Source organism: Pseudoxanthomonas winnipegensis (assembly GCF_004283755.1).
Lineage (GTDB): Bacteria > Pseudomonadota > Gammaproteobacteria > Xanthomonadales > Xanthomonadaceae > Pseudoxanthomonas_A > Pseudoxanthomonas_A winnipegensis.
Window position 1 is genome coordinate 617130 of sequence record NZ_SHMH01000001.1, and the last position, 25673, is coordinate 642802.

At 65.5% G+C, this 25673-nt stretch carries 21 protein-coding genes; 3 read left to right on the forward strand and 18 right to left on the reverse strand.

Annotated features, from left to right (window positions below; all coding sequences use genetic code 11):
* Positions 1–2: 2 nt before the first annotated feature.
* From EAT51_RS02785 to EAT51_RS02815, 7 genes are all read right to left on the reverse strand, one after another.
* The gene (locus tag EAT51_RS02785) at positions 3–1526 is read right to left on the reverse strand and encodes an AMP-binding protein (protein WP_130561259.1); all 1524 of its coding nucleotides are present in this window, start codon (positions 1524–1526) and stop codon (positions 3–5) included.
* The gene (locus EAT51_RS02790) at positions 1519–2031 is read right to left on the reverse strand and encodes a (2Fe-2S)-binding protein (RefSeq protein WP_130561260.1); all 513 of its coding nucleotides are present in this window, start codon (positions 2029–2031) and stop codon (positions 1519–1521) included. The genes EAT51_RS02785 and EAT51_RS02790 overlap by 8 nt, the downstream gene beginning before the upstream one ends.
* Complete coding sequence (locus EAT51_RS02795; protein ID WP_130561261.1) at positions 2019–2846, reverse strand: FAD binding domain-containing protein; 828 nt, start codon at positions 2844–2846, stop codon at positions 2019–2021. Before EAT51_RS02795 ends, EAT51_RS02790 begins: the two co-directional genes overlap by 13 nt.
* Positions 2843–5839 carry a xanthine dehydrogenase family protein molybdopterin-binding subunit gene (locus EAT51_RS02800; RefSeq protein ID WP_130561262.1) on the reverse strand — a complete coding sequence of 999 codons (2997 nt, stop codon included), beginning with the start codon at positions 5837–5839 and terminating at the stop codon, positions 2843–2845. The genes EAT51_RS02795 and EAT51_RS02800 overlap by 4 nt, the downstream gene beginning before the upstream one ends.
* Entirely contained in the window at positions 5836–7239 is a 1404-nt protein-coding gene (locus tag EAT51_RS02805) for a sodium:solute symporter family protein (RefSeq protein WP_205965153.1), read from the reverse strand. The genes EAT51_RS02800 and EAT51_RS02805 overlap by 4 nt, the downstream gene beginning before the upstream one ends.
* A 129-nt stretch (positions 7240–7368) precedes the next feature.
* On the reverse strand, positions 7369–8625 hold the full coding sequence (locus tag EAT51_RS02810; protein WP_205965154.1) for an alpha-hydroxy acid oxidase: 1257 nt from the start codon (positions 8623–8625) through the stop codon (positions 7369–7371).
* Positions 8615–10336, reverse strand: a complete 1722-nt coding sequence (locus tag EAT51_RS02815; protein ID WP_130561264.1) for a thiamine pyrophosphate-requiring protein — start codon at positions 10334–10336, stop codon at positions 8615–8617. Before EAT51_RS02815 ends, EAT51_RS02810 begins: the two co-directional genes overlap by 11 nt.
* Before the next feature lie 593 nt (positions 10337–10929).
* Between EAT51_RS02815 and EAT51_RS02820 the strand changes: the two genes are divergently transcribed.
* Complete coding sequence (locus EAT51_RS02820; RefSeq protein ID WP_130515291.1) at positions 10930–12276, forward strand: phosphohexomutase domain-containing protein; 1347 nt, start codon at positions 10930–10932, stop codon at positions 12274–12276.
* A gap of 67 nt (positions 12277–12343) precedes the next feature.
* On the opposite strand, the gene EAT51_RS02825 is transcribed toward EAT51_RS02820, so the two are convergent.
* From EAT51_RS02825 to rfbB, 5 genes are all read right to left on the reverse strand, one after another.
* Positions 12344–13510 carry a nucleotide sugar dehydrogenase gene (locus EAT51_RS02825; protein ID WP_130561265.1) on the reverse strand — a complete coding sequence of 389 codons (1167 nt, stop codon included), beginning with the start codon at positions 13508–13510 and terminating at the stop codon, positions 12344–12346.
* A gap of 134 nt (positions 13511–13644) precedes the next feature.
* Positions 13645–14538 (reverse strand): dTDP-4-dehydrorhamnose reductase, encoded by an 894-nt coding sequence (gene rfbD / locus EAT51_RS02830; RefSeq protein ID WP_130561266.1) that lies wholly within the window; start codon positions 14536–14538, stop codon positions 13645–13647.
* Positions 14535–15092: a dTDP-4-dehydrorhamnose 3,5-epimerase gene (gene rfbC / locus EAT51_RS02835; protein WP_130561267.1), complete on the reverse strand. Its 558-nt coding sequence runs from the start codon at positions 15090–15092 to the stop codon at positions 14535–14537. The genes rfbD and rfbC overlap by 4 nt, the downstream gene beginning before the upstream one ends.
* A complete protein-coding gene (rfbA, locus tag EAT51_RS02840) occupies positions 15089–15997 on the reverse strand; it encodes a glucose-1-phosphate thymidylyltransferase RfbA (protein WP_130561268.1) in 909 nt (302 codons plus the stop codon). The genes rfbC and rfbA overlap by 4 nt, the downstream gene beginning before the upstream one ends.
* Positions 15998–16020: 23 nt before the next feature.
* On the reverse strand, positions 16021–17079 hold the full coding sequence (gene rfbB, locus EAT51_RS02845; RefSeq protein WP_130561269.1) for a dTDP-glucose 4,6-dehydratase: 1059 nt from the start codon (positions 17077–17079) through the stop codon (positions 16021–16023).
* Positions 17080–17308: 229 nt separating this feature from the next.
* Here rfbB and EAT51_RS02850 point away from each other — a divergent pair, with 229 nt between their 5' ends.
* Together EAT51_RS02850 and EAT51_RS02855 are read left to right on the forward strand one after the other, a co-directional pair.
* The gene (locus tag EAT51_RS02850) at positions 17309–18055 is read left to right on the forward strand and encodes an electron transfer flavoprotein subunit beta/FixA family protein (protein ID WP_130530579.1); all 747 of its coding nucleotides are present in this window, start codon (positions 17309–17311) and stop codon (positions 18053–18055) included.
* 102 nt (positions 18056–18157) lie between these two features.
* Entirely contained in the window at positions 18158–19096 is a 939-nt protein-coding gene (locus EAT51_RS02855; protein WP_130561270.1) for an electron transfer flavoprotein subunit alpha/FixB family protein, read from the forward strand.
* A gap of 24 nt (positions 19097–19120) precedes the next feature.
* Here EAT51_RS02855 and EAT51_RS02860 read toward each other — a convergent pair whose 3' ends face one another.
* From EAT51_RS02860 to EAT51_RS02885, 6 genes are read right to left on the reverse strand one after another with little or no spacing between them, the layout of a single operon-like run.
* On the reverse strand, positions 19121–19684 hold the full coding sequence (locus EAT51_RS02860) for an HAD family hydrolase (RefSeq protein ID WP_165422680.1): 564 nt from the start codon (positions 19682–19684) through the stop codon (positions 19121–19123).
* Positions 19681–21588 carry a lysylphosphatidylglycerol synthase transmembrane domain-containing protein gene (locus EAT51_RS02865; RefSeq protein ID WP_130561272.1) on the reverse strand — a complete coding sequence of 636 codons (1908 nt, stop codon included), beginning with the start codon at positions 21586–21588 and terminating at the stop codon, positions 19681–19683. The genes EAT51_RS02860 and EAT51_RS02865 overlap by 4 nt, the downstream gene beginning before the upstream one ends.
* Positions 21585–22334: a glycosyltransferase family protein gene (locus EAT51_RS02870; RefSeq protein WP_130561273.1), complete on the reverse strand. Its 750-nt coding sequence runs from the start codon at positions 22332–22334 to the stop codon at positions 21585–21587. The genes EAT51_RS02865 and EAT51_RS02870 overlap by 4 nt, the downstream gene beginning before the upstream one ends.
* Positions 22327–23121 (reverse strand): glycosyltransferase family 2 protein, encoded by a 795-nt coding sequence (locus EAT51_RS02875; RefSeq protein ID WP_130561274.1) that lies wholly within the window; start codon positions 23119–23121, stop codon positions 22327–22329. Before EAT51_RS02875 ends, EAT51_RS02870 begins: the two co-directional genes overlap by 8 nt.
* Positions 23114–23545: a GtrA family protein gene (locus EAT51_RS02880; protein WP_130561275.1), complete on the reverse strand. Its 432-nt coding sequence runs from the start codon at positions 23543–23545 to the stop codon at positions 23114–23116. Before EAT51_RS02880 ends, EAT51_RS02875 begins: the two co-directional genes overlap by 8 nt.
* Positions 23545–25452, reverse strand: a complete 1908-nt coding sequence (locus tag EAT51_RS02885) for a hypothetical protein (RefSeq protein WP_130561276.1) — start codon at positions 25450–25452, stop codon at positions 23545–23547. The genes EAT51_RS02880 and EAT51_RS02885 overlap by 1 nt, the downstream gene beginning before the upstream one ends.
* Between the last annotated feature and the right edge of the window lie 221 nt (positions 25453–25673).

Below are 25673 nucleotides of genomic sequence, written 5' to 3' on the forward strand. Positions count from 1 at the left end.
CTTCAAGGGGCCAGGGCGTATTCGCCTGCGGTGAGCTTGCGGCGCAGCAGCTTGCCGACCGGCGATTTGGGAATGTCCTGCACGAACACGAAGTCGCGCGGGCGCTTGAAGTTGGCCAGCTTGGAATCGCGGCACCAGGCGTCGAGCTCTTCCCGGGTGACCGGCGCATTGGCCTTGATGAAGGCGGTGACCACGCTGCCCCAGCGCTCGTCCGGCAGGCCGACCACGGCCACCTCATCGACCTTGGGATGCAGCGAGAGATGGCTCTCGATCTCCACCGGCGAGACGTTCTCGCCGCCGGAGATGATCATGTCGTCGACGCGGCCGGTGACGAACAGATCGCCTTCCTCGTCCACATAGCCGGTGTCGCCGGTGAAGTACCAACCGTTGCGCAGCGCCTTGTCGTCTGCGTCCGGGCGGCGCCAGTAGCCTTCGAAGGCCTCGTCGCCAGCCAGCAGCGCGACGATCTGGCCTTCCTCGTTGACCGCGGCGCGCTCCTCGCCCGTGCTCGCCTCCAGCTTGACCACGCGGACCATCTGGTTGATGCCCGAGCGTCCGGCGCTGCCCGGCTTGCCAGCCGCGTCGTCCTCGATGGTGAAGGTATAGACCTCCGAGGACCCATAGTGGTTGACGAACAGGTCCGGCCTGAACGCCTCGTCGAGCTTCCTGAGCAGGCCATCGGTCATCGATGCGCCGGCATAGCCGAGCTTGCGCACCGAGGACACATCCGTCACGGCGAAGTCCGGGTGGTGGACCACGTCGTGGTACAGCGTCGGCACCAGATAGAGGTTGTCGATCTTCTCCTGGGCGATCAGGGCCAGCGCGCGGGCCGCGTCGAACTTGGGCAGGCAGACGAATACGCCGTTGATGATCGAGCTGGCCAGCAGCGAGCGCACGCCCATCGTGTGGTACAGCGGCATCACCCCCAAGGTGCGCTCGCCGTTGCCGTAGAGATTCTGCGCGACATGGGCGATGGCCGCGGCGCGCTCGGCGCGGTGGCGGCGCGGCACGCCCTTGGGCTTGGAGGTGGTGCCCGAGGTGTAGAGCATCAGCGACCAGTCATCGGCCGTGGCGCGCGGCGTGGCCGGCGGCGCGTCCAGGGACAGCCAGCTGGCGAAGCGCTGCGCGCCGGGACGCTCGATGTCCAGGGTCACGTGCAGCACGGACTCGTCCAGGCCGGCGGCGGCGATCGACTTGGAGGGCGCGTGCTCGTACACGATCACGCGCGCCTCAGCGTCGTGCACGCAGAAGCCCACGTCCTCGGCGGTGGCGCGCCAGTTGAGCGGGGTCAGGATCACGCCGGCGAACTGGCAGGCCCAGTGCAGCGTGGCCGCTTCCCAGCGGTTGCGCAGCACGCTGACCACATGGTCGCCGTGGCGCACGCCGGCGGCGTCCAGCGCCGCGACGACCGAGGAGATGGCCCGGTACCAGGCCGCATAGGTCAGGCGCGTGTCGCCATCGACGATGGCCAGGGCCTTGGGGTCGCGTTCGACGCTGGCCAGGAAACTGGTGCCGAGATCAAGCATGTGCGCGTTCCTCTTTCAACCGCTGCTGCGCGTGCAGGGCGGCCTTGATGATGGTGGCGTAGCCGGTGCACCGGCACAGATGGCCGGAGAGCATCTCCCTGAGTTCGTCCTCGCTGGCGTCGGGCGATGCGCGCAGGAAGCCGTCCAGCGACATCAGGATCCCGGGCGTGCAGAAGCCGCACTGCAGGCCGTGGTGCGCGCGGAAGGCCTCCTGCAGCACGCCCAGCGTGTGGCCGCCGTCGGGCGAGAGCCCTTCCACGGTCTGCACCCGCGCGCCGTCGCTCTGCACGGCCAGCGCCAGGCACGAACGCGCCGGGACGCCGTCGATCAGCACGGTGCAGGCGCCGCAGACGCCGTGTTCGCAGCCCACATGGGTGCCGGTGGCGCCCAGCTCGTGGCGCAGGAAGTCGGACAACAGCATGCGCGGCTCGGCCTGCCCCTCGACCCGGCGGCCGTTGAGCGTGAGGCTGACGGTGTGGCGCAGGCTGGCGATCAGTTTCGGCATCGCAGGGCCTCCTCGATGGTCTGGCGGCCCAGGCGGCGCACCAGCTCACGGCGATAGCGCGCCGTGGCGTGCAGATCGTCGCGGGCGTCCAGGTCCCAGGCGTACTGGTTGAGGGCGTCGTCGAAGTCCGACGCGCCCGGCAGCGGCAGTTCGCGCACGGTAGGGACGTCGGCCACCCCGCCGACGCCCAGACGCACGGCGTGCCCGGTGGCGACCGCGGCGCAGGCGACGATGGCGAAGTCGCCGTGCCGGCGGCCCACTTCGCCGAAGGCATAGCCGGTGCCCGGCTGCGCGGCGGGAAAGGTCACCGACTCGATCAGCTCGGTATCGCCGCGTGCGGTGGCCATCATGCCGACGAAGAAATCCGAGGCCGGGATCGAACGCGCCTTCCTGCGCTGGCGCAGCTGCAGCGTGCCGCCCAGGGTGAGCAGGCAAAGCGGCTGCTCGGCGCTGGGGTCGGCATGGGCGATCGAGCCGACCACGGTGCCGCGGTTGCGTGTCTGCGCATGGCCCACCCAGGGCAGCGCCCTGGCCAGCAGCGGCAGGCGCGGATCGCATGCGGTCCATTCCAGCAGCGCCGCCTGGCGCACGCCGGCGCCGATGCGGATGCCGGCCTCGGTGGCCTCGAGCCTGGCCAGCGATTCGACATGCATGACGTCCACCAGCAGTGCCGGCTTGGCCAAGCGCATGCTCAGCATCGGCACCAGCGACTGGCCGCCGGCGATGATGCGCGCCTGGTCGCCGTGCTCGTGCAGCTGCGCCAGCACCTCCTCGCGCGATTCGGCGCGGAGATAGTCGAACGGCGCCGGCTTCACAGACCCACTCCAAACCTGCGCAGCACGCGCTTGAACCATCCGGCGATACCGCCCTTGCCGCCGCCGGCCTTCGCGGCCAAGCCGTCGAACAGCTGGCCGATCACCACCTTGGCCGCGCCGTCCAGCAGGCGCCCGCCGATGGAGGCGACCTTGCCGCCGATGACCACTTCATAGCGATAATGGATCTCGGTGTGGCCCGGCGACGGTTCCTTCAGGGTCACCGCGCCGCTGCCGTTGCCGAAGCCCAGCGCACCGGTGGTGGTGCCCTTGAGCGTGAGCGATTCGGGCTCGTCGAGATCGTGCAGGCCGACCTTGGCCTTGTAGCGGCCCTTGACCGGGCCGATGCCGAGCGTGACATCGGCGGTGAACTCGGTCGGCGAAGGCCGTTCGATGCCGTGCGCGCCGGGGATCACCGAGGCCAGCGTGTCCGGATCCAGCAGCATGTTCCACACCTGCTGACGCGACGCGGCAACCCTGGCCACGCCCTCGCCGGTGAGCTTGCGTTCGCCCGGCTTGGCCGGCGGCGCGGCCTTTTTGGCCAGCGGCCGCGAGGGCGGGATCTCCTCCCCGTGCAGATGCAGCGCAAGGCGCGCGGGCAGCAGCGGCAGTTCGACATCGGCGATCGACAGCGCGTCGGCCACCGCATTGGCCAGGCATACCGGCGTGGACATGCAGTTGCCCTCGCCCACGCCCTTGGCGCCCAGCGGCGTGAATGGCGACGGCGTCTCGTGATGCAGGATCAGCGGCGGGACCACTTCCATCGCGGTCGGCACCAGGTAGTCGGCGAAGGTGCCGGACAGGAAGCTGCCGTCGGCGCCGTAGCTGTGCTCCTCGTACAGCGCCGCGCCCAGCGCATGCGCGTAGCCGCCGTTGACCTGGCCTTCGACCATGCCCGGATGCAGGATGCGGCCGCAGTCGTGCATGGTCACGTACTTGTCGATGCGCACCTGCGCGGTATCGCGGTCGATCTCCACGCCACAGAAGTCGAAGATGAAGCCGTGGCACAGCGAGCTGTTCACGCCGTCCTGCGCATCGGGCGCGGTGAGCTGCGGCGGCGTCCAGAACGCGGTCTCGCGGATCGCATGGTCCACCTCGTCCGGAAGGGTGCCCGGCGCCCAATGGCTGGATGAGGCCACGCGCGCGAAGGGCAGCGGCCTTGCATCGCTGTCCTTGTGCCGCAGCGTGCCCTCGACGAATTCGATCTGCTGCCACTCGCAGCCGAACTGGGCGGCGGCGATCCTGGCCAGCTTCTCGCGCAGGCGCATGGCGGCAATATGCGCGGCGCCAGCGACGGCGGCGGCGAAGCGGCTGGAATAGTTGCCCGAGGCGATCGACCAGGCATCGCGCGCGGTGTCCATCTCGGTCACCACGCGGATGTCGCGCGGGGTCAGGCCGAAGGCATCGGCCACCACCTGCGCGAGCACCGTGCGATGGCCCTGCCCCTGCGGCACCGAGGCCACGTGCACGCTGACCGAGCCGACCGCGTCGATCTGAATGGTCGCCGTGGCCTGCGCGCCGTTCTTCGGCCCGGCCTTGGCGCGCTGCTCGGGTGTGAGCACCGCGGTGATGTAGCCCATGTTGGACACGCTGGGCTCGACCGCGGCGGTGAAGCCGATGCCGTAGTGGCGGCCTTCGGCGCGCGCGGCATCGCGCCGTGCGATCAACTCGGCCAGGCCGCCCTCCTCGACGGCGCGGTCCACCGCGGTGCGGTAGTCGCCCGAATCCAGCAGCGCCCCGGTGGCGGTGCGATACGGGAACGCCTCGGCCGGCACCAGGTTGCGGCGGATGACCTCGAGCGGATCGAGGCCGAGTTCGATGGCGATGCGCTGCATCAGCCGTTCCAGCGCGAAGTACACCTGCGGACCGCCGAAGCCGCGATTCAGGCCGGTCGGCATCTTGTTGGTCAGCACCACGCGGTTGCGGATGGACACGTGCGCGATCGCGTAGGCACCGGTCATGTTGCCGTGCATGCGGTACAGGGTGGCCGGCTCCGGCGCACGCAGATGCGCGCCGCAGTCCTCCAGCTGGTCCCAGGCCAGCGCGCGCACGCGGCCATCGGCGTCGACCGCCGCCGCCAGCGTCGTGTCGCGGTTGGTCGCGCAGACCGAGGCGGACAGATGCTCGAGCCGGTCCTCGACCCACTTCACCGGACACTGGGCCACGCGCGCGGCGGCGGCGATCAGCACGATGTAGGGAAAGATGCCCTGCTTGATGCCATAGCTGCCGCCGGACTCGGGCGGCGTGCGCAGGCGCAGGCGGTTGCCCGGCACCTTCAGCGCCCGCGAGATCACCGCGTGGATGCTGAAAGGGCCCTGGAAGTTGGCCAGCACGTCGTAGCCGTCGATGCCCGGGTCGTACTCGGCCAGCACGCCATAGCATTCGATCGGCGTGCAGCTGTTGCGCGGATAGCGCACCTCCACCGACACGCGATGGGCGGCCTGCGCGAAGGCGGTCTCAGGATCGCCGTAGCGGAAAGACCGCTCGCTGGCGATATTGCCGCCCAGGCCCTCATGCAGCACCGGCGCATCGGGTGCGATGGCCAGCTGCGGATCGACCACCGCGTCCAGCGCCCCGTACTCGACCTCGATCAGCTCCATCGCGTCTTCGGCCAGGTAGCGGTCGCGCGCCACCACGATCGCGACCGGCTCGCCGACGTAGCGCACGCGGTCGGTGGCGATGGGCCAGCATTCGATCGGCGCCTTGACGCCGACCACCAGGCTGGTGGTCAGCCGCTGGATGTCAGCCCCGGTCAGCACCGCACAGACGCCCGGCAGGGCACGCGCCTTGTCGACGTCCACGCGCAGCACGCGCGCATGGCCATGCGGCGAGCGCAGGATCGCCGCATGCTGGGTGCGCGGCGGCGTGCCGAGATCGTCGAAGTAGCGGCCGCGCCCGCTCAGCAGGGCGGCGTCTTCCACGCGCGGCAGGGAACGGCCGGTCCACTGGCCGGGCGCCAGCGTTTCGTCGTGCGAGAGGGTGTCGGCTTGCGTCATCGTGTTCCGTGTTCCAGCTTCACGCCCGCCGCCACCCGGCCCTTGCCGCGGAAGGGATGGCTAAGGGCCATGACCACCAGGGGAATCGCCAGGGCGACATAGGCGTTGTCGATGCCGAACGGATTGCCGGCCAGGTACCAGCCGATGGTCACGAACAGCGACAGCAGGATGCTGGCCAGCGCACCGCGCGGCGAACCGAAGCGCGGCGCATAGAAGGCGATCAGCAGCAGCACGGCCAGCGTGGCGCGCAGCGACTTGGCCAGGAAGGTGACGTTGAGCACCTCGGTGGAGGCCACCGCCAGCGGGATCGGGATCAGCCCGACCACGATCGTGGCGATGCGCACGAAGCGCAGCGCGCTGACCTCATCGGCCTTGTCGCGCTGGAAGAACCGCGCGTAGAAATCCTTGTAGATCAGCGTGGCCGTGCCCATGCTCAGCGCCGAGATCGTGCCGAACAGCGACCCGGCCAGGCCCGCCACCACCAGGCCGGCCATGAAGTCGTTCATCGACGCGACCAGGGTCGGGAAGGCCTGCAGCGCATTGATGTTGGGGAACAGCAGCACGCAGCACATGCCGACGATCGCCGCGGCGATGCCGAAGGGGACGATCAGCAGGGCCGAGTAGAAGCTGGCCGCGCGCGCGCGCCGGCCGTCGGGCACGGTCGCAATCGCCTGCACCACGTACTGGGTGGCCAGCACCGCGCCGACGCCGGCCACCATCCACGCGCCGATCTGGCCCCAGCCCACGCCGGTCAGGCTGAACATGCTGGCCGGCAGCCGCGCGTGCAGCTGCTCGTAGCCGCCGACCTTGGACAGGGCATAGCCCAGCGCGATGGCGATGCCCAGATACTTGACCATCGCGTGCAGCACGTTGGTGTAGATCACCGAGCGCATGCCGCCCAGGCTGACGTACAGCACCCCGATCACGCCGACGATCACGATCGCCAGGGTGCGGTCGATCTTGAGCAGCCCGGCCAGCACCGCCCCGCCGCTGGTGTAGACCGAGATCGCGACGATCTGCAGGGCGAAGATCATGATCACCGAGGTCGCAAAGCGCACCGGCTCCCCGTACGTGCGCGCCATCGCGCCGGAGATGGTGTTTTCCTGCATGTCCTTGAAGCGCCGGGCCATCAGGAAGGCGAACAGGACGAAGCCCACGCCGAGCGCGGCCAGGTTCCAGGCCGAGGAAATGCCCTGCTTGTAAGCCACCTGCGCGGTGCCTACGCTGGCGGTGGTGCCGATGAATTCGCTCATCAGCAGGAAGCCGATGAGGATCGCCGGAAAGTTGTTGCCGCCGCTGGTGAAACTGTGCGCGGTCTTGGCATAGCGTCGGGCCCAGAAACTGATCGCGGCCAGCGCCAGCATGTAGCCGCCGACGATGGCGATGAGGGTGAGGTTCATGCGCGCACGTCCTGCCGGGTGGCCGGGCGCGGCGCGAGTTGCCGGTGCTGCTTGTTCATCGACCTGCCCCTCCCAGGGCGCGTGGTGACGCTGCGGATCGTGTGGATGGTGGTAAGCGAAGACATCGGATCAGGAGCTGGCCGCGCGGCCTCCTGCGCGGGCTTCTTCGGGCGTGCGCACGCCGGCCTGGGCCAGCGCGATCCTGAATTCCTCCTGGAACAGCGCGGCCACATGCGCCGCGCCGGCCGGACCGGCCGCGCCGTGACCCCACAGGAAGGCGCGGCCGGCGAGCGCGGCGTGGGCACCACAGCGCAGCGCGCGCAGCACGTCGACGCCATGGCGCAGGCCACCATCGACCAGCACCGTGGCGTGCTGGCCGACGCGTTCGACGATCGCCGGCAAGGCCTCCAGCGCCGCCGGTGCCGCATCGAACTGGCGCCCGCCATGGTTGGACACCAGTACGCCGTCCGCGCCGATCGACAGCGCGGTCTGCGCGTCGTCCGGATGCAACACGCCCTTGACCACCAGCGCATGCGGCCATGCATCGCGGATGCGCACCAGCGCATCCCAGGTCATCGGCCCGGCCATCTGCTGGAACACATAGCTCGCCAGCTGCCGGGTGCTGGGCGCTTCGCCCGCATAAGGAATGAAGTTGCCGAAGCGCGGCTGGCCATGGCGCAGCAGGTCCAGCGCCCAGCGCGGTGCGCGCAGCACGTCCAGCACGGTGCGCGGGCGCGGCTTGAACGGCACCACCAGGCCGTTGCGCACATCGCCCGAACGCTTGGCGCGGACCGGCACGTCCAGCGTCACCACCAGCACCCTGGCGCCCGCACGCGCCGCGCGCCTGGCCAGGTCGAGCGAGACGCGGTGGTCGTCCGCGGGTACCGCGTAGAGCTGGAACCAGAACACGTCCGGCGCGAGTTGGCCGATGCGCTCGATGGTTGCGTTGCCCACCGAGGAATACACATACGGCACCCGCGCCGCCTGCGCCGCCGCAGCCAGCGCCTCGTCGGCACCGGCGCGCAGCAGGCCGGCCAGTCCCATCGGCGCCACGCCCAGCGGCATGGCGTAGCGCTGCCCGAACAAACTCACGCCGGTGTCGACCTGGCGCACGTCCAGCCCGTAGCGCGGCACGATCTGGCACGCGTCTAGCGCGGCGCGGTTGCGGCGCAGGCACACATCGTCGCCCAGGCCATTGGCGACGAAGTCGCGCGCGAAGCGCGGCGCACGCCGGCCCGCGGCGCGCTCCAGGTCGTCGATGGTGGGATAGCGACGACGCAGCGCGGCGGCCGCGCCGCTCAGGCCGCCAGTGCCCCAGCCATGTGCCGGGGCCGCATTCGCTTCGCGCACCGGGGACGACATCGCGATGGCCTGCTCAGTACTCACAGATCACGTTGACCAGCGCCTGGCGGCCGCCACGGACCGCGGCCACCGCCTGCGCCAGGGCCGTCGGCAAATCGTCGGCGTGCTCCACGCGCAGGCCCAGGCCGCCACTGGCTTCCACGGCATGCTCGAAGCGCGGCGAAGGCGAGAGCTCGGCCAGCATGCGGTGCGCGTCGCCCGCGGCATGGCCATCGCGGTACATCGCCTTGGTCGAGTTGCGCACCGCGCCGTACAGCGCGTTGTTGAAGATCACCGTCAGCACCGGCAGCGCATGCGCCTCGCTGACCCAGTGGCAGGCGGTGGGATTGGCGAACATGTAGGCGCCATCGCCCAGCGTGGCCACCACCAGCCTGTCCGGCGCGGCCAGCTTGGCCCCCAGCGCCGCGCCCAGGCCCCAGCCCAGGCCGCCGGCGGGGCTCAGGCCGAAATAGGTATTGGGCCGGGTCTGCGGGCACTGTGGCTGGCGCAGCGGGTACTCGTTGACGATGATCGCGTCCTCGCCCACGGCCTCGGCGATGCAGGCGCTGATCCATTCCGGCGTGATCGCGCCCGCGGGGTTCGCCGCGGCCTGCCGCCACTGCGCGCGCAGCGCGGCGGTGCGTTCGACGCAGGTCTCGGTGCGCGCCTGCACCACCTGCGGGTCGATGCCACCGGCGTCGTGCAGGGCCTGGGTCAGGGCCTGCAGCAGGACTGCGGTGGTTCCCGACAGGGCCAGATCGGTGCGGAAGCTGCGCATCGGGTAGCGCACATAGGCCGGGTCCTCGCCCAGATGCGCGACCCGGCAATCGGCCGGCGGCGTCTGCACCGCGGGCACCCACGGCACATCGCAGTCCAGCGCCAGGATCAGATCGGCCTGGGCCACCAGCGGCGCCGGGTCGTAGCCGGCGAACAGCGGATGCTCGGCCGAGATGTTCTGGAAGCGCGGGTGGAACACCGCCACCGGGATGCCGAAGCGCTCGGCGAACGTGGACAGCGCGGCGAAGCCGGCCTCGGTGCGACCGGCGCTGGCGGTCACGATCAGCGGACGCTGCGCCTGGCGCAGCCAGCCGGCCAGCGTGGCGATGTCGTCCGGATCGGGCCGCGGGGCGGCCGGCGGCTTCAGCGGCTGCGGCGCGACCGCATGCGCGCCGACCGCTTCGGCCAGCACGTCGCGCGGCAGGGTCACATAGGTCGGGCCGCGCGGGGAGGTCATCGCCACCTGCAGCGCACGCTGCACGATCTCGCCGGCCTGCTCGGGCAGATGCAGTTCGTAGTCCCACTTGACCGCTTCGCGGATCATGCCGGCCTGGTCGAACATCTCCTGCGCCCAGTGGATGTAGCGCGTGCGCGTGCCGTGGCGGCCGCGTTCGGAATACGGCGAACGCCCGGCGAACAGCAGCACCGGGGTCTGGTCGCGGCTGGCATCGAGCGCGGCATTGATGGTATTGGCCGTGCCGACATTGACGTGGACCATCACCGCCTGCGGCTGGCCGTCGATCATGTAGCTGCCGTGCGCCATGGCCACGGCGACGTTCTCGTGCGGGATGACCATCGGCCTCGGGCTGGGCGTGCCATCCAGCGCCGCACGGGCGAAGGCCTCGGCGATCGGCGGGAAGTCGGTGCCGCCGTTGGCGAAGAAATAGCGCACGCCGACCCTGGCCAGGGCCTGGACGAACAGGTCGGCAGCACTGTCGACGCGCGACCGTGCCTCCGCTTTCGCGGTTCCGTCGGACATCACACCCTCCCGGTGTCGACGCACGCCTGGTGCGTCTGTGGTCGTGCCCTTGCCGGTCGCGAGCGGATCGCGGCCTGGGGCGAGTGCGACCGACTCTACAAAGCGCAGCTCGATCAGAACAAGTAATGATTAATTATTGAATTCATCATCATGCGTGATGCCCATCCTGGGCTACCGATGCGTTGCGTGCCGTGACCGCGCGCAGGCAGGACGGGATGGGCAGAGGCGGCGCCCTTCTTGCTCTGCAGCAGGCGGCCCGCGCTGCGCCGGCTCGACCGGACGAGGATCCTTCTTCCGCAGCCACGCTGGTGCTTCCGCGCCAATCGCTGGGCTGCGTCCGCTCTGACGCGCCTTTCGAGCGCCGCTCTGCGCCACCATGCGCCGCCACGCGCCCACGGCCGAGCCGGCAACGGACGACCACTGCCGTGCAGGGGAACGACGCCTCCGGGCTTCCTCCATCGACCCCTCGGCCGCCCAACGGGCTGCCGAACGCATGGCCGCCGAGGCCGCGCCGCCCCTGCTGGCACCACGCGTCCTTTCCCTTCGGCCCGTTACACTCCCCGCCCCCCAAATCTTCTCAAGGACTCCCGCCCATGGCGCTACCCGCATTCAAGGCCTACGACATCCGCGGCCGCGTGCCCGACGAGCTGGACGAGGACCTGGCCCGCCGCATCGGCGTGGCACTGGCCGACATGCTGGACGCCGGGCCGGTGGTGCTGGGCCATGACGTGCGCCTGACCAGCGCCGGGCTGCAGGACGCGCTGTCCGCGGGCCTGCGCGCGAAGGGCCGCGAGGTGATCGACATCGGCCTGTGCGGCACCGAGGAGGTCTATTTCCAGACCGACCACCTCAAGGCCGCCGGCGGCGTGATGGTCACGGCCAGCCACAACCCGATGGACTACAACGGCATGAAGCTGGTGCGCGAGCAGGCCCGCCCGATCAGTTCGGATACCGGGCTGTTCGACATCCGCGACAAGGCCGAGGCCGACACCGCGCCGGCCACCGCGCCGACCGCCAAGGAGGAACACCGCCCGGACAAGTCGGCCTACATCCAGCACCTGCTGAGCTACATCAAGGCCGACGCGCTCAAGCCGCTCAAGGTGGTGGTGAACGCCGGCAACGGCGGCGCCGGCGCCATCGTCGACCTGCTCGCCCCGCACCTGCCGCTCGAGTTCATCCGCATCCATCACGAGCCCGACGGCCACTTCCCCAACGGCATCCCCAACCCGCTGCTGCCGGAGAACCGCGCCGCCACCGCCGATGCGGTCAAGCAGCACGGCGCCGACTTCGGCATCGCCTGGGACGGCGACTTCGACCGCTGCTTCTTCTTCGACGAGCACGGCCAGTTCATCGAGGGCTATTACCTGGTCGGCCTGCTGGCCCAGGCGATCCTGAAGAAGCAGCCCGGCGGCAAGATCGTCCACGACCCGCGCCTGACCTGGAACACGGTCGAGATGGTCGAGGCCGCTGGCGGCGTGCCGGTGCTGTGCAAGAGCGGCCACGCCTTCATCAAGGAGAAGATGCGCGCCGAGAACGCCGTGTACGGCGGCGAGATGAGCGCCCACCACTACTTCCGCGAATTCGCCTATGCCGACTCGGGCATGATCCCCTGGCTGCTGATCGCCGAGCTGGTGTCCACCTCGGGCCGCTCGCTGGGCGACTGGGTCGCCGATCGCGTGGCCAAGTTCCCGTGCAGCGGCGAGATCAACTTCAAGGTCAGCGACGCCAAGGCCGCCGTGCAGCGCGTCATGGACCACTACGCCGACCTCAAGCCGCAGCTGGACTACACCGACGGCACCAGTGCCGACTTCGGTGACTGGCGCGTCAACATCCGCAGCTCCAACACCGAGCCGCTGCTGCGCCTGAACGTGGAAACCCGCGGCGACGCGGCGCTGCTGAAGCAGAAGACCGACGAGATTTCGGCGCTGCTGCAGGGGTGAAAGCTCGGGAATGAGAAGTGAGCGGCATACGCTGCTCACTTCTCACTCTGCTGCGCCGATCGTTGCCCTAGTTGTCGCCGAACAGGTCGCGCGTATAGACCTTGTCGGCGACATCGTTCAATGCGGGCGCCATGCGGTTGCTGATGATCACGTCGGCCTCGCGCTTGAACGTCTCCAGATCGTTGACCACGCGCGAGCGGAAGAACTCCGCCTCGCTCAGTGTGGGCTCGTACACGATCACCTCCACGCCCTTGGCCTTGAGCCGCTTCATGACGCCCTGGATGCTGGAGGCGCGGAAGTTGTCCGAGCCGGCCTTCATGATCAGGCGGTAGATGCCGACCACGCGCGGCCTGCGCTTGAGCACGTCGGCGGCGATGAAGTCCTTGCGCGTGGTGTTGGAATCGACGATGGCGCGGATCAGGTTCTGCGGCACGCTCTGGTAGTTGGCCAGCAGCTGCTTGGTGTCCTTGGGCAGGCAGTAGCCGCCGTAGCCGAAGGACGGATTGTTGTAGTGCGAGCCGATGCGCGGGTCCAGACAGATGCCTTCGATGATCTGCCGGCTGTCCAGGCCATGGGTCACCGCATAAGTGTCCAGCTCGTTGAAGTAGGACACGCGCATGGCCAGGTAGGTGTTGGCGAACAGCTTGATCGCCTCGGCCTCGGTCGGCTCGGTGAACAGCACCGGCACGTCCTGCTTCAGCGCACCTTCCTTGAGCAGGCCGGCGAACACCTCCGCGCGCGGCGAACGCTCGCCGACGATGATGCGCGAGGGATACAGGTTGTCGTACAGCGCCTTGCCCTCGCGCAGGAACTCCGGCGAGAACAGGATGTTGTCCGTCCCGAACTGCTGGCGCACCTTCTCGGTATAGCCCACCGGCACGGTCGACTTGATCACCATGGTCGCGGCCGGGTTGATCTTCAGCACCTGGGCGATGACCGCCTCGATCGAGCGGGTGTTGAAGTAATTGGTGTCCGGATCGTAGTCGGTCGGCGTGGCGATGATGACGAACTGCGCGTCGGCATAGGCCTCGACCGGATCCAGCGTCGCCTTGAAGTTCAGGCCGCCCTGCGCCAGCGCGGCTTCCAGTTCGGCATCGACGATGGGCGAGCGGCCCTGATTGATCAGCTCGACCTTGGACGGCACGATGTCCAGCGCCACCACCTCATGGTGCCGCGCCAGCAACACGCCATTGGACAGGCCGACATAGCCGGTACCGGCCACCGCAATCTTCATGAATCGCAACCTCGTGGGGGATGGAAGCGAGCCTACGATACGGCACGACGCCATAACCGCCGATGGCTTGGCCAGACGAGCACGATCTGCGCGCGAAGGTCGCCGCGCAAAGCGCAACAGCCGTCACGAAAGCCTTAGGTCAGTTCGGCCACCACGCTGTCGAGCGCGGTTTCCCAGGCCGGCAGGTCGATGCCGAAGTCGCGTTGCAGGCTCGTCGTGTCCAGACAGGAATAGGCCGGACGCCGCGCCGGGGTCGGATATTCGGACGTCGGGATCGCCACCACCTGCGGCGCGCGCGGCAGCAGGCCGGCCGCCACGGCGCGGGCGAAGATGGCCTCGGCGAACCCATGCCAGCTGGTCTGGCCCGCGGCGGTCAGATGGCAGGTGCCGGAGGCTTTCGTTCCCTGTCGCAAGACCTGCGCGGTGACGTCGGCGATCAGCGCCGCCGAGGTGGGCGTGCCGATCTGATCGGCCACCACCCGCAGCTCGTCGCGCTGCGCGCCGACGCGCAGCATGGTCAGCAGGAAGTTCTTGCCATGCGAGGCGTAGACCCATGCCGTGCGGAAGATCAGATGCTGGCCGCCGGCCGCGCGGACCGCCTCTTCTCCCGCCAGCTTGCTGGCGCCATACACGCCCAGTGGCGCGGTCGGCGCATCGACGGCATAAGGCGCGGTGCCCTGACCATCGAACACATAGTCGGTCGAGTAGTGCACCAGCGGCACGCCATGCGCGGCGCACCAGCGCGCCAGGGCGCCAGGCGACTCCGCATTGGCGCGAAATGCCGCATCGCGATCCTCCTCGGCCTTGTCCACCGCGGTGTACGCCGCGGCATTGACCACGACGGTAGGCGCGATGCGATCCAGCAGCGCCGACAGACTCTCGGGCCGATCGAAATCGGCGACTTCGCATGCCGCACCGTCTTCCAGCGTGCCGCTGCGCGTAGTGCAGACCACCTCGCCCAACGGCGCCAGCGCGCGGCGCAGCTCCCGGCCCACCTGACCGTTGGCGCCCAGCAGCAGGAACGTCACGGCGTGTAGACCGGCAGGCGCGCCTGCGGCACGTCGGCCAGCAGCGGGGCGGCTGCGTCCTTGTCGGACAGGTTCGGCGAGCCGATCGGCCAGTCGATGCCGATGGCCGGATCGTCCCAGCGCACGCCCGCGTCGGCGGCCTTGTCGTAGACGTTGGTGCACATGTAGCTGAAGAGGGCACGCTCGGACAGCACCGCAAAGCCGTGCGCGAAGCCTTCGGGAATCCAGAACTGGCGTTTGTTCTGCGCGCTCAGCACCACGGCGGCCCAGCGACCGAAGGTGGGCGAACCGAGGCGGACGTCCACGGCCACATCGTAGACCTCGCCTTCCAGCACGCTGACCAGCTTGCCCTGCGGATTGGGCCACTGGTAATGCAGGCCGCGCAGCACGCCCTTGGACGAGGACGAGACATTGCTCTGCACGAAGCGATCGGGCAGACCGAGCTCGCCGTAGCGTGAGGCGTTCCAGGTCTCCATGAAGAAGCCGCGTTCGTCGCCGAACACGGCCGGCTCGATGATGGTGCAGCCTGGAAGCGACGTCTCGATCAGCTTCAAACCACTTCTCCTCGGGCAGCCAGCGCGTGCAGATAACGGCCGTAGTCGTTCTTGAGCAACGGCGCCGCCAGGCGCTCCAGCTGCGCGGCGTCGATCCAGCCGTTCCCGAACGCGATCTCCTCCGGGCAGCAGACCTGCAGGCCCTGCCGTTGCTGGATGGTCTCGATGAAGTTGGAAGCCTCGTGCAAGGACTTGTGGGTGCCAGTATCCAGCCAGGCGTAGCCGCGGCCCAGCGCTTCCAGATGCAGCTGCCCGGCCTCGAGATAGCGGCGGTTGAGATCGGTGATCTCCAGCTCGCCACGGGGCGAGGGCTTCAGCGACGCCGCATGCTCGGGCGCATGGCCGTCGTAAAAGTAGAGCCCCGTCACCGCGTAATGGGAGCGCGGCTCGGCCGGCTTCTCCTCGATGTCGATCACCTTGCCGCTGGCGTCGAACTCGGCCACGCCGTAGCGCTCCGGGTCGTTGACCCAATAGCCGAACACCGTCGCACCCTCACGGCGCGCATCCGCGCGCTGGAGCGTGTCGACCAGGCCGTGGCCGTGGAAGATGTTGTCGCCCAGCACCAGGCAGCTCGGCTTGCCGTCCACGAAGTCACGGCCGATCGTGTAGGCCTGGGCCAGGCCATCGGGACTGGGCTGGACGGCGTACTGGATCTCCATGCCCCACTGCGACCCATCGCCCAGCAGCTGTTGGAATAGCGCCTGTTCGTGCGGGGTGTTGATGATCAGCACTTCCCGGATGCCCGCCAGCATCAGCACGCTCAGCGGGTAGTAGATCATCGGCTTGTCGTACACCGGCAGCAGCTGCTTGCTGACGCCCTTGGTGATCGGATACAGCCGCGTGCCCGAGCCGCCCGCGAGGATGATGCCGCGACGCGCATCCTTCGCAGTGGCGTGCGCATCCATGTGCGGACTTCTCAATGAAGCGGTCACTGCACGCCTCCGATGCGCTCCAGCCGATAGCTGCCGTCGAGTACGCCATTGACCCAGTCCTGATTGTCCAGGTACCAGTCCACCGTCTGCGCGATGCCTTGCTCGAAGGTGTGGCGCGGTTCCCAGCCCAGTTCGTTCTTCAGCTTCGAGGCGTCGATCGCGTAGCGGCGATCATGGCCCGGTCGATCCGTGACATGGGTGATCTGGCTGCTGCGCGGTTGGCCGTCCTCGCGCGGTTGGCGCTGATCCAGCAGCGCGCAGATCGCCTTGACGACCTCGATGTTCTGCTTTTCCGAGTTGCCGCCGACGTTATAGGTCTCGCCCACACGCCCCTTGCCCAGGACCGTCCGGATCGCCTCGCAGTGATCGGACACGAACAGCCAGTCACGCACCTGCTTGCCATCCCCGTAGACGGGGAGCGGCTCGCCGGCCAGCGCCTTGGCGATCACCAGGGGAATGAGCTTCTCGGGGAAGTGATACGGGCCGTAGTTGTTGGAGCAGTTGGTGGTCAGCACCGGCAGCCCGTAGGTGTGGTGGAACGCACGCACCAGATGATCGGAGGCCGCCTTGGACGCCGAATAAGGTGAGTTGGGCGCATACGGCGTTTCTTCGGTGAACTTGCCGGTCTCGCCCAGCGTGCCGTAGACCTCGTCGGTGGAAACATGCAGGAAGCGGAACGCGTCGGCGCGCTCGGCCGGCAGGCCTTTCCAATAGTCGCGCACGGCTTCCAGCAGACCGAGCGTGCCCACCACATTGGTCTGGATGAACGCGCCGGGCCCGTCGATGGAGCGGTCGACATGGCTCTCGGCCGCGAAGTTCAGCACGGCGTCGGGCTGATGCTCCGCCAGCAGCGCGGACACCAGCGCGCCATCGCCGATGTCGCCGCGGACGAACACGTGGCCCGGGTTGCCCTCCAGCGAGGCCAGCGTCCTGAGATTGCCGGCATAGGTCAGCGCGTCGAGGTTGACGACCTTGACGCCCTTGGCGACCGCCTCGAGGACGAAATTCCCGCCGATGAACCCGGCTCCGCCGGTGACCAACCACGTTTGTCCCACGTATGTCTCCTGATCAGGCAATGAAGGCCGCCTTTGGCGGCAGCGCGCAAGGATAAACCGTGCAGCGCCCGCTTCGTGAACAAGTCTGTCACCAAGACCTGACCTCGGCGCCTGGCGACCATACCCCGTCGCACGGTCACGCCCGCCCGGCTAGAATCGCGGACCAAGCCCCGCGCCAGCCGCCGCGGCCGGGCCATCCGTATCCCGTGTCAGAGGACTCGCTTTCACGATGAAGATTCTCGTCGCCTACAAGCGCGTGGTGGACTACAACGTGCGCATCCAGGTCAAGCCGGACAACTCCGGCGTGGTGACCGAGGGCGTCAAGCTCTCCCCCAACCCCTTCGATGAGATCGCCCTGGAGGAGGCTCTGCGCCTGCGCGACAAGGGCGTGGCCACCGAAGTGGTCGTCGCGACCATCGCCCCGGCCGACGCGGCCGCGCACCTGCGCAACGGCCTGGCCATGGGCGCCAATCGCGCCGTGCACGTGGTCGCCGATGGCCCGGTCTCGCCGCTGACCGCCGCGCGCACCCTGCTCAAGCTGATCGAGAAGGAGCAGCCGGACGTGGTGATCCTGGGCAAGCAGGCCATCGACGACGACGCCAGCCAGACCGGCCAGATGCTGGCCACGCTGTGGGGTCGCCCACAGGCCACCTTCGCCTCCAAGGTCGAGATCGCCGACGGCAAGGCCACGGTGACGCGCGAGGTCGACGCCGGCCTGGAAACGCTGGAAGTCGACCTGCCGGCCGTGATCACCACCGACCTGCGCCTCAACGAGCCGCGCTTCATCAAGCTGCCGGACATCATGAAGGCCAAGTCCAAGCCGCTGGAGACCCTCCCCTTCGCCGACCTCGGCGTGGAAGCCGGCGCGGAACTGAAGGTGACCCACTACGCCGCCCCGCCCAAGCGCAGCCGTGGCGTGATGGTCAAGGACGCCGCCGAGCTGGTCGCCGCACTCAAGCAGAAGGGCCTGCTCTAAGGCTGCCTGTCGTTCCCGCGAAGGCGGGAACCCAGTGCCTTTCGCCGCCCGTCCCATCATGGATTCCCGCCAAGGCGGGAATGACGAAACAGGAATCCGCACATGTCCAAAGTCCTCGTCATCGCCGAACACCTGGACGGCGTGCTCAACGCCTCCACCGCCAAGACCGTCAGTGCCGCCGCCGCGCTCAAGCCCGAGGCGCTCGACGTGGCCGTGCTGGCTGCCGATCCGACCGCCGTCGCCGAGGCCGCCGCCAGGATCGCCGGCGTCACCAAGGTGCTGACCGTCGCCAATCCGGCCAACGAGCAAGCCATCGGCCAGGTGCTCGCCCCGCAGATCGCCGCGCTCGCCGCCGGCTACACGCATGTGTTCGGCCCCTCGACCACCTTCGGCAAGGACCTGATGCCGTGCGTGGCCGCGCTGCTGGGCGTGGCCCAGGTCTCGGACCTGATCACCGTCGAAGGCGAGCACACCTTCACCCGCCCGATCTACGCCGGCAACGCCATCATCACCGTCGAGGCCGATCCCGGGCAGACCGTCGTGGCCACCGTGCGCACCGCCTCCTGGCCGGAAGCCGCACAGGGCGGCAGCGCCCCTGTTGAAGCCGCCAGCGTCGAGGCGAGCCTGCCGACCCACACCCGCTTCGTCGGCCTGGCGGCCGGCAAGTCCGACCGCCCCGACTTGCAGTCGGCCCGCCGGGTGGTCTCCGGCGGTCGTGGCGTGGGTTCGAAGGAGAACTTCGAGATCATCTACAAGCTGGCCGACAAGCTCGGCGCAGCTGTGGGCGCCTCGCGCGCCGCGGTCGACGCCGGCTACGTCCCCAACGAACTCCAGGTGGGCCAGACCGGCAAGATCATCGCCCCGGAGCTCTATGTGGCCATTGGCATCTCCGGCGCCATCCAGCACCTGACCGGCATCAAGGACGCCGGCACCATCGTGGCGATCAACAAGGACGCCGACGCCCCGATCTTCGAGATCGCGGATATCGGGCTGGTGGGGGATCTGTTTGCGCTATTGCCGGCGTTAGAAGCGGCGCTTTAAGCGGAGCGAATGGCCATTCGCCTCTTAGCGGCGATTGGCCCATTCCACCTTCCACACCTGCGCACCGAACGCATGCGCGGCAGCCAAGCCCACATCGGAGTCCTCCAGTATCAAGCACTCGGCAGCACTGACGCCGAGCAGCTGGGCCGCACGCTGGAATGGCTGTGGATCCGGCTTCTGTTGTTCCACATCTGCGCTGGTCACTATCACCGAAAATAGAGTATCGAGCCCCTTTGCCTGCAGCAGCGGCCCGACGGAGCCGGGCGACGCCGCAGTCACAAGCGCGATGCGCACACTGGGTCGCAATAGCTGTAGCAGCTCCACCAGTTCTTGATTAACTAGCACCTGCGATGCCATATCGGCATACAGTCGACGTTTGCGCTCAGCAACACGTGCGTGTGCGTATGGATGGTCTGGAAGCACCTCCTGCAGCATAGACCTCCAGGCCAAGCGACCGACTACCCGCTCAAGCGTGGCCTGATCGTATACCAGCCCCTCCTCCTCAAGCGCGACGCGATAGGCCGCCAGATTGGCCGCATGCGTGTCGACCAAAGTGCCATCGAGATCGACAAGGATTGCCTTGATCACAATCGCTGCGCCGGGTACGCCAGATGAAATTCGCGCACCAACAAACAAAGTCCGCCGAAGAACGCAAGGCCAGCCTCTCGGTTCGCGCGCAATTGATAAGGAATAAGACGTAGGTAGTTGATGAGCTCGTGCAGATACACCTGCTGCATCCCATTTGCTCCTAGACGCTGGGTCAGTCGCTCCACCGTGTGACGATAAATGCTTTCGTACTGAAACGAACGGTGTAAGCCGACTGTTAGCCGGTTTCCGACCAAGCTCGCGCGCGGCGCTTTATGTAGCGCCTCATAACCCAGATGCAAGGACTGCATTAGTTTGGCGAAGTCGATCAGGGGAGACTGAAAACCATTGACCGGATTCGGATCGATCAGAAACCAGCGCCCGGACTCCAAATTGGCCCCCTCGAGCATAATATTCTCGATAGTAAGGTCGCCATGAATGCTGGACTGACGCCGGTCGGTCAGGCGATCGAGAAACCACTTGGGATCCTCCATCATTCGCAGCTGGTCCAGATCAAATGGCTCCCCGTTGAGGTCGATCCAGCCTAGCGCAATGACATCCTGGAACTCAGTGCGGATGCTGCGATAATTTGCCAGCACCTTGCTCGCAATGTAGTCGGCCACCACCGAATCCGACGCGGACTCGCAGGCGCTGGAAGCATGAAAGCGCGACATCCGCTCGATGACGTCGTCGAGCAACGCAGTGGACATGCCGACCGGCTCGGAATGGATTCCCTCGTATAGATCACGACTTCCCCCGATGAATGCCATGTCGTAGAAGTAGTCCTCGCCGTCAGCGCGGGTTTCGAGGATTTCCACTAGCGGCAGCTCGGCACAATGATTCCGCAGCCATTCACGCTGGATTCGCAGCTTGGCGCCGAGCGCGCCAGTTGCAAACTTGCGGACGCGCAACTTTCCGGAAACTTCCACCAACGCGGTGATAGCCCCCGATCCGCCGTGGAAAACGCGATGCACGAGTACGTCTTCGATTCCGCGCTGTTCGAACTCGGACAACAGTCCCCCGTGCCCCCGATAGTGTCGATCCAGGAACGCGTTGTAGTGGCCAAGCGAATTGAAAGTCTGCGACCTCGAACGTAGCTCGCCACCACCATAGACCTCGAGTCTGCTGATCGCGCGCAGGCCACCGCGTAAGCCGGCTAAGGCGTTGAATCCGGATAGATAGGCATATATCAAGATGATCGGGATTGGCAGCGTCAGGTATGCCAGCAACCACGGGGCGTTCAGCACGGCCAGCGACGTCGGCTGGCCCTGTGTGGCGTCACCATAAACCGCAAGGAAGGTTACAGCGAAGTCTTGATGAGCCGCTACGGCAAACAGACCCAAAGACGCGAGCGCCGCGCCCCACATCGCCACAGTCAGTGCCCAGAACCGCCCCCGCGTAAGCAGCGACGGCTTGAACAGTAACTGGGTGACCAGATAGCAGAAGTGCAGGATTGCACTCTTAACATTTTCATTGAACAACGACGCGAGTTCCAACGCGACACGCCGCGCCAAAGTAGAGCGCGCCAGCAGCACAACTAGTGTGCCTAGCGCCAACAACGTAATCAGCGAGCCCGATACCAGCCGTGGCGCCGCTTGCCAGCCTATCAACGCGACGAAAAGCAGGATCAGCACTGCTAGATCGATTAAGCGCTCGACGAACACCGTCGCCAAAACTGTCGAAAACCGCGTGCGCACGGTGTAGGACAGCAACCCAGTTCTCACCAATTCGCCCAAGCGCAAGGGCAGCAGAGTATTGATCAGGTAGCCAACGCTCAGCGCCGCGAGCGGACGAGTGTTGGAGACCTCGACCCCAGATCGGGAAAGGATCACCCGCCAGCGAATGGTTCGGATGATATGGGAAAGCAGCAGCGTCAATACCGCCATGACGAACCAGATCGGCCTCATTTCGAAGGCCCTTCCAGGCGCTTGAGTTCCTCGACCCTGAGAAGGGCGTCACGATACTCCTCCGGCGTGCCGAACGGGACATGCGAATCCAAATCGAAGCCGCGCACCTCACCGCCTGCCGCCACAATCTCGTTATACAGGCCGCTGACGAACAGTTCTGGGTAGGGGCAGTTGCGCACATAAGAGTCTGCTGCCATTTCTATCGCGCGCATGCTGCGGAAGCCGTAAAGGCCAGCGATGGCACGATCACTGATCGCCACTTTTTCCACAGTCCGCTGCAGTCTCCCCTGCACGTCATAGGCGGCGAAAGAGAAGTGTGGCGTCGTCGAACGGAAGTGTGAGAGAAACCCATCCGCGCCCTGTTCGAGCGCACCGACCGCCCGCCGCAGACACGAGTAAGAAAACGCATGGTCGCAGTCGTTGACCAGCACCGCCCCATCACCGGCCAGTGCGCCGACCTTCAGTACCGTCTCAAGCGATCCGGAGGTGACCTCAGGAATCGCCACGACCTGCGCCTCAGGGAAATACTCATTGACCTGCGAATCGATGCCAAAACCGTCGACGTGCTCCTGCAGCACTACGAATACCAAGCGGGCGCGCGGCAACTGGCGCAGGACGCTAAGAGTAGCCCAGTAAAAGAAAGGCTTGCCGCCCAATCGGATCATCGGCTTGGGCAGTGGCTCCCCCTGCTGGGCAAAGCGCGAGCCGCGACCTGCCATCGGCATGATCATGCATGCATCAATCATTGGCCAACTCCTTCCATGAATAGCGACCGATCACCTGCTGCCGATGCTCGGCGGCGGGAAACGAAGAGCGCCCAACCAGAGCCCTCAACGCAATGCCCAGCGTCTGAAAAGACTGGCGGACCAACTTGACATTGGAGACTTGGTCATCTTCGCGCCAGGAAATGGGCACGAACCGTATCCGGTCCTTGCGAATGACCTGAGCACAGAGCATGACGCAATTGAAGGTCAGATTGTCCGGATAGCGGAGCACTTCCTGGATTCGCAGGCGCGCCGTACGGTACATATTGAGACCGGCGCCTAAATCGTGGATACGGCTACCCAGGCACAGTGAATAGATCATATTGAAGACTAAATTACCGAGAATGCGGAATCGAGAATAACCAGGAGAACGCGAGCCGCGCATGAAGCGGCTCCCGAGCACAGCATCGACATCAAGTGCCTCTGCCTGCTCAAGCACGCGGCGAAAATCCGCGATGGTGCCCTGATCGTCCCCATGCAGCACCACAACCCAATCGAAACCATGCTCACTCGCATATTGGAAGGCGACCTTGTGCGAGCCGCCGAGCCCATAGTTCGCGTCGTTTGTCACCAAGGAAACATAGTCATCGCCACGCTTACGTACATGCTCTGCGACGACGCGCCGCGTCGCGTCAGTGCTGCCGTTGTCGACCACGATCACCTTTGCCACACAGGCGCGTACCCAGCTTTCCTCCAACTGCGCCAATACGCGAAGAACCTGCCGCTCGCAGTTGTAGGCCGGCACAAAAACCAACGTTCTATTATCCATTTACTCTACTTCCTGATAGCCAGCGAGTAACCAAAAAGTTGCATACGAGCGATAATGGCGTCACCAGTACCTTTGCCACAATGGCAGTGGCCGCGAACTGGAATCCATGGACCATATAAAAGTATCGCGCGATGCCTTCAATGGCCGCGGCCGATGCAAGGATATTCAACTCGGTGTAAAGCAAGTAGCCCAACATACCTTTCATCCCTCGACGCCTGTCGCCAAATACCAACACCCGCGACACCATAAAAACTGCCATGGCTGCGATTGTCGCACTGGCGACATTGGCGAGACCTGGTGATGATAGCGAAGTGTGGATGAGCCAATAGAACAGGAACATGTCCATGCACCAGCCAAGGCCGGAAAGCAGCACGAAACTCAGCGCTCGGCGGGTTTCGCGCCATTGGGGCAGGAGCAGTTTCATCAGCGGTCTACTTTCCGCGTGCTCACCTCAAGCGCTTGAGGATCTTCGGGAATCGCGCTCAAGTCTTCTGCGGAGATCCGCTGAATATCCTTTGGTTCAAGCCCAATTGACGTAAGCCACTCTCCATCGGCGATCCAACGGCGCTTGCCATTCTTTACATAGAACCATCCATCTTGTCTGCTGCCGTCCAGCGGCGCGCGGGTCACTACTTTTCCGTCGTATCGATCGGCAGGATTGAAAACATCGCTTGACGGAGCGATGGCTGCAGTTGCGGTGGTGATAGGACTCGGGTCTTCCGGAATATCGGCCAACTCGGCTGCGCTGATCCTCATGATATCCGTGGGCTCCAGTCCTTGCTTCTTCAGCCAACCGCCATCTAGTATCCATCGCCGCCTACCTTCCGTTACGTAAAACCAACCATCCTCTCTGGTGCCGTCTTGCGTTGTTCGGCTTACAACTCTTCCCTCATAGCGAATTGCGGTCAACGAAGGCGGCGCATCCACGTTATCAGGAACAGCAGAAGAAAGTAACGGAATATCGGAATAGGCCCTTGAACCCACTTGGTTACAGCGATCAAGCAATGTTGAGGTCAACTCCTCTTTGGGAATCTTGATCGAAAATCCTTCTGGCGCAATTTGAATGTAAGTGCGTTTACCATTGCTCTTCGCGGTCTTACAAATGCTTTTTGTCCATGTTGGCACCGAATGCCAGTGCATGGAGGGCTTAGCCAGCTCAAAGCGTTCGCCAGCAGTAGCGACGAACGGAACAGCGAGCATCACCCCGATCACTTGTCCACCTTTGCTTCGGCAGGCCGTCATTACTACGCTGGTGAAGAACAGTAAGTTCAGGCCGGTAAAGTATCGGTCTGGAAAAGTACTTGTATAGCTGTCAAAGATTGAGGAAAGACCCGATCGCATTACTAGCATTGCGGCGAGATTGATAAAGGTGGCGCCCCAAAATAGGTAAAGAGGATAACCCTTCGAAGCAGCGGGCAAAGCAGAAGAGCTTCGCGTACGCCAAAGATGGGTAGTCACCGCAAAAATTGCCGCCGCCAGGAGCGACAACACCCACACGTCACTTAGCGCCCGATAGAACCAGAAAATCAAAGGATATAAGAACGCGCGAGCCACCGCGAATTCCAGCCACGCCTCCGGCTTAAGCGGCATGGAAGCTCCGCCGCTATCGCTGAACGTCTGCCCGGTCAAGGTCAGCAAGGGAACCAGTGCAGTAAGCCCCACCAACAGCGCCGCGACCAGATCGCCCCGATGACGCCGGCGCACGAACCTCAGCAGGAGCAACCCGCACGCGAAGCCCGCCACCCCTATTCCCACGGGAAAGGTGAGCCCCGATATCAGCGAAAAAACCAGACCAAAAGCAACACCTAGACGACGGCGCCGTGGGAAGAACAATGGCAAAAGCAACAGCGTCTGCAGGTAAGGAAACATGAAACCCAGATTGAGTATGCGCCCATAGATCTCGTTGGCATCATTTCCCACAGGGAGAAGCAAGATCGAGATTACGATAGAAGCTATACCCCAGAACGGCAGGCGGTCGCGGAACACGCTTATGGCCACGCACACCATGCCAGCACTGAACAAATTCGACAGTACGAAAAGAACTAATGGTAAATAGTAGAGATTTCCTCCAAGAAAAAAATTCACGATCCAATCAGCAATCTGGAGGAAAATGATAAATCCAACGATCGGGAACACTCTTGTACCAAACGCGGTCTCGTGGAACCCTTTAGTCAACAGATCACCAATCCAAGTGCCATCCTCGGCATACAATGACGGGTATGTGACTGGATCAAGATTTCGCAGACTGAAGAGCAGAAAAATCACGACAAAGAGCAGCATCATAAGCAACAGCCGAACCGCGCTCTTTTTTTCTAGCAGTAGATTCTTCATTTTATCCGAAGCCGTCAATTTTGAAAAACTAGATGAGAGATGCAACTATACGCCCGTGACTTAATCATAGGCGAAAGCCCGTGATTGACCATTAGGTGCGCGCTCCAATTGACAACTACGTCATGGCAATCATTTGAGACACCCGACGATCTCAAAAGATCAATTCGAAAACTTCAGGAGTTTAAGCGTTTAATCTGCGACGTTTAGAACCGAGATTTCTG

Bases quoted from the DNA above. Each gene is read 5' to 3' on its own strand.
- EAT51_RS02785 (WP_130561259.1), bottom strand. From the start codon at position 1,526: ATGCTTGATCTCGGCACCAGTTTCCTGGCCAGCGTCGAACGCGACCCC.
- EAT51_RS02790 (WP_130561260.1), bottom strand. From the start codon at position 2,031: ATGCCGAAACTGATCGCCAGCCTGCGCCACACCGTCAGCCTCACGCTC.
- EAT51_RS02800 (WP_130561262.1), bottom strand. From the start codon at position 5,839: ATGACGCAAGCCGACACCCTCTCGCACGACGAAACGCTGGCGCCCGGC.
- EAT51_RS02805 (WP_205965153.1), bottom strand. From the start codon at position 7,239: ATGAACCTCACCCTCATCGCCATCGTCGGCGGCTACATGCTGGCGCTG.
- EAT51_RS02815 (WP_130561264.1), bottom strand. From the start codon at position 10,336: ATGTCCGACGGAACCGCGAAAGCGGAGGCACGGTCGCGCGTCGACAGT.
- EAT51_RS02820 (WP_130515291.1), top strand. From the start codon at position 10,930: ATGGCGCTACCCGCATTCAAGGCCTACGACATCCGCGGCCGCGTGCCC.
- EAT51_RS02825 (WP_130561265.1), bottom strand. From the start codon at position 13,510: ATGAAGATTGCGGTGGCCGGTACCGGCTATGTCGGCCTGTCCAATGGC.
- rfbA (WP_130561268.1), bottom strand. From the start codon at position 15,997: ATGGATGCGCACGCCACTGCGAAGGATGCGCGTCGCGGCATCATCCTC.
- EAT51_RS02850 (WP_130530579.1), top strand. From the start codon at position 17,309: ATGAAGATTCTCGTCGCCTACAAGCGCGTGGTGGACTACAACGTGCGC.
- EAT51_RS02855 (WP_130561270.1), top strand. From the start codon at position 18,158: ATGTCCAAAGTCCTCGTCATCGCCGAACACCTGGACGGCGTGCTCAAC.
- EAT51_RS02865 (WP_130561272.1), bottom strand. From the start codon at position 21,588: ATGAGGCCGATCTGGTTCGTCATGGCGGTATTGACGCTGCTGCTTTCC.
- EAT51_RS02870 (WP_130561273.1), bottom strand. From the start codon at position 22,334: ATGATTGATGCATGCATGATCATGCCGATGGCAGGTCGCGGCTCGCGC.
- EAT51_RS02875 (WP_130561274.1), bottom strand. From the start codon at position 23,121: ATGGATAATAGAACGTTGGTTTTTGTGCCGGCCTACAACTGCGAGCGG.
- EAT51_RS02880 (WP_130561275.1), bottom strand. From the start codon at position 23,545: ATGAAACTGCTCCTGCCCCAATGGCGCGAAACCCGCCGAGCGCTGAGT.
- EAT51_RS02885 (WP_130561276.1), bottom strand. From the start codon at position 25,452: ATGAAGAATCTACTGCTAGAAAAAAAGAGCGCGGTTCGGCTGTTGCTT.